Genomic DNA, 6735 nt, shown 5'->3' with positions numbered 1-6735 from the left:
TTGCTGAACCCATCGCAAACCTCCTGTTTGCGCTACCGATTCAGATTCGTCGGCTTTTGGGAACCCCGAGAGTCAGCATCAATGGAGGTTGGTATTAGATCGCAAAAGTTTTTGTTGGCCTTAAGAATCTTCCCGTCGACGTCGAATTCAATTACGGCAAAGGAAAGATCCAGAGCGTTGAGGATTTTAGCAGAATTAGAACTCAGGAAGCTTGCCATAGTCATCGGTTCCGGCCAGGTGCAGTTCGTTCAATCCTCGACCAAATTCCTTAAAAAATATAAAAGCATAAACCGTTGCACCCATTATAAGCCTAAGTAGTACACGTCACTCTCATCAAATGGCTCTCCAGTTCGAATCTATGATACGGTCATAGACGAGACTCCATACATCGGCTTTTAATGCCGTGTTTAATTATCCCGCAATAGTCCAGCGCTACATTTATCGTAAAGACTCCTAGAGTAGAGCTTGACTTATGGAATATGAACAAAAGCGCCTCGATGCGCTCATGAGCCTCAACCTGCTGGACACGCCTGCAAGCGAAAGCTTTGATCGCATCACGCGAATGGCAAGCCAGATCTTTCAGCTTCCTATCGCAGCCGTTTCGCTCACGGACACTGACCGGCAATGGTTCAAATCAAAGGTGGGCGTCGATCACGATACTATTCCAAGAAAAAAAGCGCCTTGCGCGGAAGTGGCAGATTCGTGCGAATTCTTTGTGATTGAGGATTTTGCGCTCGATAGCCGCTACTGTGACAGCCTGCTCGGGGTGAGCGGCATTCGCTTCTATGCGGGAGCGCCACTGGTGACGCGTGAAGGATACTGCCTAGGCGCTCTTTGTGTTTTGGGGAAGGAACCACGAAAGAGTACGGAAGCTGAAAGGACGGCGCTTCAGGACCTCGCTTCTCTCGTTATGTCGCAGATTGAGCTGCAACACGCCTTTGGACGGATCGACCCGATCAGCGGCCTCCCAAACCGCGTGCAGTTTAGCGATGACATGAGCGATCTGGCGCGTGTCGCGCCCGATGAGGAGAGGGTTGCTGTAGCGCTTGACGTTGCGCAGCCGCATCAGATGGAGCGGCTCTCGGCCGTCATGGGGCCTGAGGCGTATGAGCAAGTCATTCGCGATGCCGCCCGCTCGATGAGGATTTTCCTAGGTCCGCGGGTCGCGGTTTACCATGTATCCCCGATGCAGTTCATCTTCTTAGCTCCTCCTGGCATCGATGCTAACGGCTATAGGGGATGTCTCCTGAAACTTTTAGGTTCAGAGCTTGTCGGCGCCGAGATCAAGTATGCCGTGACACCCGTCTGTGCCATGATGACGTATAAACTCAATTCGATGTCGCCTATGGACTGCATTAGGGCGCTGTCGAGCGCGGTGCAAGAAACGCGATCAGCAGAACTGTCTATCGGCATGTTTTCCGACAGTCAGGATTGCGCCTACCGCAGGAAATTTCGTCTCTTAAACGATTTTCAAACTGCCCTGGATGATCAACAGCAGCTGCGTATTCTCTTCCAGCCTCGGGTCGATTTGGCATCTGGGGAAATCGTCTCAGCGGAAGTGCTGCTGCGTTGGCGGCACCCTGAACTTGGGGACATCTCACCTGGAGAATTCGTACCCGTCATTGAGGACAGTGCTCTTGCATGGCCGATGACAAAGTGGGTGCTTGCGACAGCATGCAGACAGTTGGGCGTATGGTACAATCAGGGGATGAGCACAAAACTTTCTGTGAACTTTGCAGCCAGCAATCTTAAGGAAGACGTTGTAGGCGAGGTCATGAACAGCCTCACAGCCCACGAACTTCCGCATCAGGCACTTGAGATCGAGCTGACGGAGAGTTCGTTGATGCAACACAGCGCACAAATTCTCCAAAAGCTCGATCAACTTGTAGAAAATGGAATCGGGATTGCGATCGATGACTTCGGGACCGGCTATAGCAGCCTTTCCTATCTCCAACGACTTCCCGTCAGTGTTATCAAGATCGACCGATCTTTTATCCAAGCCCTTGGTGATGGTTCGCGGGAGCAGAAGCTTGTGCACTCTTTGATCAAGCTTTCCCATGACATGGAGTACAGGGTCGTTGCAGAGGGAATTGAAATTCCAGAAGCCGCTGAGCTTCTGCGGGTCGTGGGATGCGACGAGGGGCAGGGCTACTTGTTTGCGCGACCACTGGAAACTCAAGCGTTCGAAGACTTGTTGACGACTGCCCAATGCGGCGCCGGCTTGGTATCTGCTGCTTAATCCCGAATACGCCTGTTCAGTAGGCAATCGACCCGGCGCGCAAAGAACGCGCAGTTCTTGAGGAAGGCTTCAATAAGCGCGCTGTTTGGCGTATGGATCGGATTGCTGCAGTGGTGAGTAAGCCGGTCGAGCAGCGCGGTCGTCATCTTGGCGTCGCCGAAGACGCTGGCCCATTCGCTGAAGCTCAGGTTGGTCGTGATGATGACGCTGGTGTGTTCGTAGAGCTTGCTCAGCAAGTGGAAGAGCAGTGCGCCGCCTGAAGCGCTGAACGGCAGGTAGCCAAGCTCGTCGAGAATGACGAGATCGGAATGTGTCAGACGGTTGGCGATCTGGCCTGGACGGCCCTGAGCTTTCTCTTGTTCCAGAGCGTTGACGAGTTCCACGGTCGAGAAGAACCGAACTCGCTTATGGTGATGCTCGATGGCCTGGACACCGATCGCAGTCGCGATGTGCGTCTTGCCCGTGCCGGGGCCGCCGACCAGGACGATGTTGTTGGCGTCGTCGAGGAAGTCACAGCGATGAAGCTGCTGCACGAGGGCCTCGTTGATCTCGCTGCTGGCGAAGTCGAAGCCGTTCAGATCACGGTAGGCCGGGAAGCGTGCCGACTTGAGCTGATAGGCTGTTGATCGGACTTCTCGTTCCGCGGTCTCCGCTTTGAGGAGCTGGGACAGGATCGGAATGGCAGCTTCGAACGCCGGCGATCCCTGCTCGGTCAAATCACCGACGGCATGGGCCATGCCGTGCATCTTCAACTGTCGCAGCATGATGACGATCGCACCGCTTGCCGGGTTATGACGCATGGCGAACCTCCGTCTTTCTCAAGGTATCGTATCGTTCGACATTGGCCTTGGGCTCATTGGTGAGCGTCAGGGCCTGAGGAGCGTCGAGGGTTGGCGGCGTGAAGGTTTTGCCGTCCACAAGGCGATGCAGCAGGTTCAGCACATGCGTCTTGGTCGGAACACCGGACTTCAGCGCCATATCGACGGCCGACAGCACTGCCTGTTCGTCGTGCTGGAGAACGAGTGCCAGGATATCGACCATCTCGCGGTCGCCGCCGGGCTTCTTGAGCAGATATTGCTGCAAAGTCCGGAAGGCTTCGGGAAGCTCGACGAACGGTGCACCGTTGCGAAGAGCGCCCGGCTTTCGCTGCACGACCGCCAGATAATGCCGCCAGTCATAGATGGTCTGACCCGGCCGATCATGGGAGCGATCGATGACGCGGCGGTGCTCACAGACGATCTGACCTTCCGCGGCGACCACGACACGATCCGGATAGACCCGAAGGCTTACCGGACGATTGGCGAAGGATGCAGGGACGCTGTAGCGATTGCGCTCCAGATGCACGAGGCAGGTGGGAGTAACCCGCTTCGTATATTCGACGAACCCGTCGAACGGCCTGGAAACGGCCATGAGAGCTGGTGCTTCCTCTGCCCAGATGTCAGCGATTGTGCCACGCATCTGACCATGCGGTGTCTTCGCCCAGAATTCCTTGCATCGAACCTCGAGCCAGTCGTTCAGTGCCTCCAGTGATGGAAAGCGTGGAACCGGTTGAAAGAAGCGATGCCGTGCGTCCTGAACGTTCTTCTCGACCTGTCCCTTCTCCCAGCCGGACGCCGGATTGCAGAACTCGGGCTCGAACATGTAATGGCTGGCCATCGCCATGAAGCGGACATTGACGTCGCGCTCCTTGCCACGGCCGACCTTGTCAATTGCAGTCTTCATGTTGTCGTAGATGCCGCGACCTGGAATGCCACCGAAGATGCGGAATGCATGATTGTGGGCATCGAACAGCATCTCGTGCGTCTGCAGCAGATAGGCCCGTACGATGAAGGCCCTGGAGTAGCTCAGCTTGGTGTGAGCGACCTGCAGCTTGGTGCGCTCATTGCCAATGATCGCCCAATCTTCCGACCAGTCGAACTGGAACGCTTCACCGGGTTCAAACGCCAGTGGAACGAAGGTGCCACGGCCGGTCGTTTGCAGTTCCCGCTGTCGATCGTCGCGCCATTCCCGAGCAAAGGCCGCCACGCGATTGTAGGACCCCTCGTAGCCCAGGCTGACCAAGTCAGCATGCAACTGCTTCATCGTCCGCTTCTGCTTGCGGCCCTTCTTGGATTCCGTCTTCAGCCAGGCCGATAACCGATCTGCAAACGGATCAAGTTTGCTCGGCCTCTCCGGAACTTGGAACTTCGGCTCTACGCCATCTGCACGCAGATATTTGCGGATGGTATTCCGGGATAAGCCGGTCCTGCGGCAAATCTCCCGGATTGATAGACGCTCTCGAAAATGCCAGCGCCGGATCACGCTCAGTAACGCCATGTCGATCACTCCAGAGCCCCCGCTGAAAATACGCAGGGAACGGTTGAAACATGGGTCAATTCTCAATGGAAATATCAGGCTCTGCCGGGTCAGCTCTCAGTGGAAATCAACAAAGTGAAAGTCCACTGTTACTGCTTAGCAGTTCAGCACCCCGCGTGGTCCAGCCATGAGGCCGTCTGGAATGCATCTCTGATTGCCACGTTGACTGAAGCGGCGGCCTGCGAACGGTTCAGGGCTCAATTTGGCGCAGGAGACGCATAGATCTGCGACCCTTGAAGCGCTGATTTCGGGGGCATAGTGTGGTAGGCGCTGCCAGTGCAGGGAGGGCGAGGACAATGACACCAGATACGATAACAGTTGCGGACTACACCTTCCGGATTGCGCGCGCAGAGATCACCGGCTGGCTCGAGGTGGATGCGGAAGATGGCACCAACCTGAATATGGCGAGCGGCTACGGCCTGAGCTGGCAAATCGAGGTGCGTGCGGAGGAATATCCGCTGACCGACGAAGACGGCAATCTGATAACGATGATCGAGCCTGTGTTCTCGCACCAGAACCCGACAGTCGTTGTCCGCGACTGGCGGGACTGGGGTGGACAGCAAATTGTCTGCGACCACGATACCAGCGATCCCTCTCAAGAGGTGCCAACCCTTGCCATTAGTGGCGGTGACAGGCTCGCGGTCTCGACATTGCGCGTCGGCTCACGCAAAGGGCACTGCTTTCCATTTGAATGGTTCGGGGCTTGCTGGCCGGGCATAGACGAACGCTCCGGATTGGACCCGTTCCGGATCGTCGGGACAATCACCGCCTCGACCTTTACTGTAATCTTCAACGAGCAGGACGGCGAGCCTGGAGAGATAGCAAAGCGCCTGCTGCAAGCTCATTGTCCGATGCAGGGGTTGCGGCTTCGCGACGTACGTCAGCCTTATGCGACTTCGAAGAGCTTGCCGGACCGGATGCGGCAGGTCATGCACGCCACATTCGAAACCGACCCGTCGTTATGATCTTTGTACCATCCACGGCCTGTGGCCTTGTGACCGCTTTGGCGCAAAATTGCCGAGGCAGCAGTTGGCCCCGAGCGGACAACTGATTGAGGCTTTCTTACGAGATATAGTTGTGTAGGTTCGCCAGCCAAAGGTCGATTTGACCGAATGGAATGATGTGCCTGATAAAGCCAACAATTCCTGAAGTCACGATCAAAAGCACCAAACCAACTAACACTCCAAGAAATACACCTGCATAAGCGTTTCGAGGGTAGCGAGCGATTGAACACCCAGAAGCGAGAGAAAGGATCGTGAACAGCACCAGTATGGCTGTTTGCGACAACGATAAATCCAATTCTGGCTTCTCCTTTTACCAATCTTGCCCTGGTACTAAGCAGCAGACACCACCGCCCATTGCGTTCATTACATCGTACATCAATCCTTTTCGAGGTTTTCAAGTCCAGTTAGGGAAAGAAAAAAACCTGGAAGACTATCGGCCAACCTTATGATCCCCTTGGAGTTATTACCCGTTCCAAACGGATCGGTGGCGCGCTGCCAAAAGTAGACAGCATTGTTTTCAGGATTGATCCCGTCGGCAAGAAGATAAGAATGTCCTGAGTCGGCAGAACCAAAGAAAACCATCGGCAGCGTGAATTGATCCTCCCAGACGGACCGAGAGATGAAGGTTTCATGGCGCTCTGCGATGATATCGAAAGTCAATATGAGAACTTGAACGTCGTGCACGGACCGACAACCGTCACGGTCCTCGACAAGAAAGTAGTCGTTATATTCCGTCCCGGATTGACCATATCGTCTCAGCAAGTCAGCCAATTGGTTCGGGATCGCCAAACCTGTGAGCTCCGTGAAGCGACTGAAATCTCCATCATTCCAAGTCGTTCCTGACACGACTTGAAAGCCGCAGTTTTCTTTTAAAACGTCGATGGCGTCGTCGATTTGGCTCATGGATGGGTAATCTCCCGTTTAAAAGGAACATGCGAGGGAGCATACGCAGAACCAAGTCTGCCGTCGATCGCGCCGAGCGAACCCGAAGTCATGTCCGGTGTTGGCGCGAAGCGGAAGACGGCAGTTGGCGCAAAGCTGCCTAGCATTACAGTTGCGATTTTGATTTCAAGTGAGCGCGTCGAGAGTTAGCTTGATGCGCTCGTCTCCAGCATGACCATGCGATGACATAGGCAG

Annotated in this window: 5 protein-coding genes; 2 read left to right on the top strand and 3 right to left on the bottom strand. The window is 55.0% G+C overall.

Going from position 1 to position 6735, the window contains the following annotated elements; all coding sequences use genetic code 11:
• Positions 1–472: 472 nt before the first annotated feature.
• Positions 473–2239 (top strand): sensor domain-containing phosphodiesterase, encoded by a 1767-nt coding sequence (locus tag C8J33_RS26505; RefSeq protein ID WP_132665907.1) that lies wholly within the window; start codon positions 473–475, stop codon positions 2237–2239.
• Here C8J33_RS26505 and istB read toward each other — a convergent pair.
• Together istB and istA are read right to left on the bottom strand one after the other, a co-directional pair.
• Positions 2236–3039, bottom strand: coding sequence for an IS21-like element helper ATPase IstB (gene istB, locus C8J33_RS26500; protein ID WP_245420273.1), 804 nt, complete (start codon positions 3037–3039; stop codon positions 2236–2238). The two genes, C8J33_RS26505 and istB, sit on opposite strands and share 4 nt — an antisense overlap.
• Positions 3029–4555, bottom strand: coding sequence for an IS21 family transposase (gene istA / locus C8J33_RS26495; RefSeq protein WP_132665908.1), 1527 nt, complete (start codon positions 4553–4555; stop codon positions 3029–3031). Before istA ends, istB begins: the two co-directional genes overlap by 11 nt.
• 335 nt (positions 4556–4890) lie before the next feature.
• Between istA and C8J33_RS26490 the strand changes: the two genes are divergently transcribed.
• Complete coding sequence (locus tag C8J33_RS26490; protein ID WP_110803271.1) at positions 4891–5559, top strand: hypothetical protein; 669 nt, start codon at positions 4891–4893, stop codon at positions 5557–5559.
• A gap of 414 nt (positions 5560–5973) precedes the next feature.
• Here C8J33_RS26490 and C8J33_RS26480 read toward each other — a convergent pair whose 3' ends face one another.
• Positions 5974–6501 (bottom strand): SMI1/KNR4 family protein, encoded by a 528-nt coding sequence (locus C8J33_RS26480; RefSeq protein WP_132665906.1) that lies wholly within the window; start codon positions 6499–6501, stop codon positions 5974–5976.
• Between the last annotated feature and the right edge of the window lie 234 nt (positions 6502–6735).

This window comes from Rhizobium sp. PP-CC-3G-465, assembly GCF_004343445.1.
Lineage (GTDB): Bacteria > Pseudomonadota > Alphaproteobacteria > Rhizobiales > Rhizobiaceae > Ferranicluibacter > Ferranicluibacter rubi.
The sequence above is the reverse complement of the archived record's forward strand: the minus strand, read 5'-3'. Positions and strand labels throughout refer to the sequence as shown.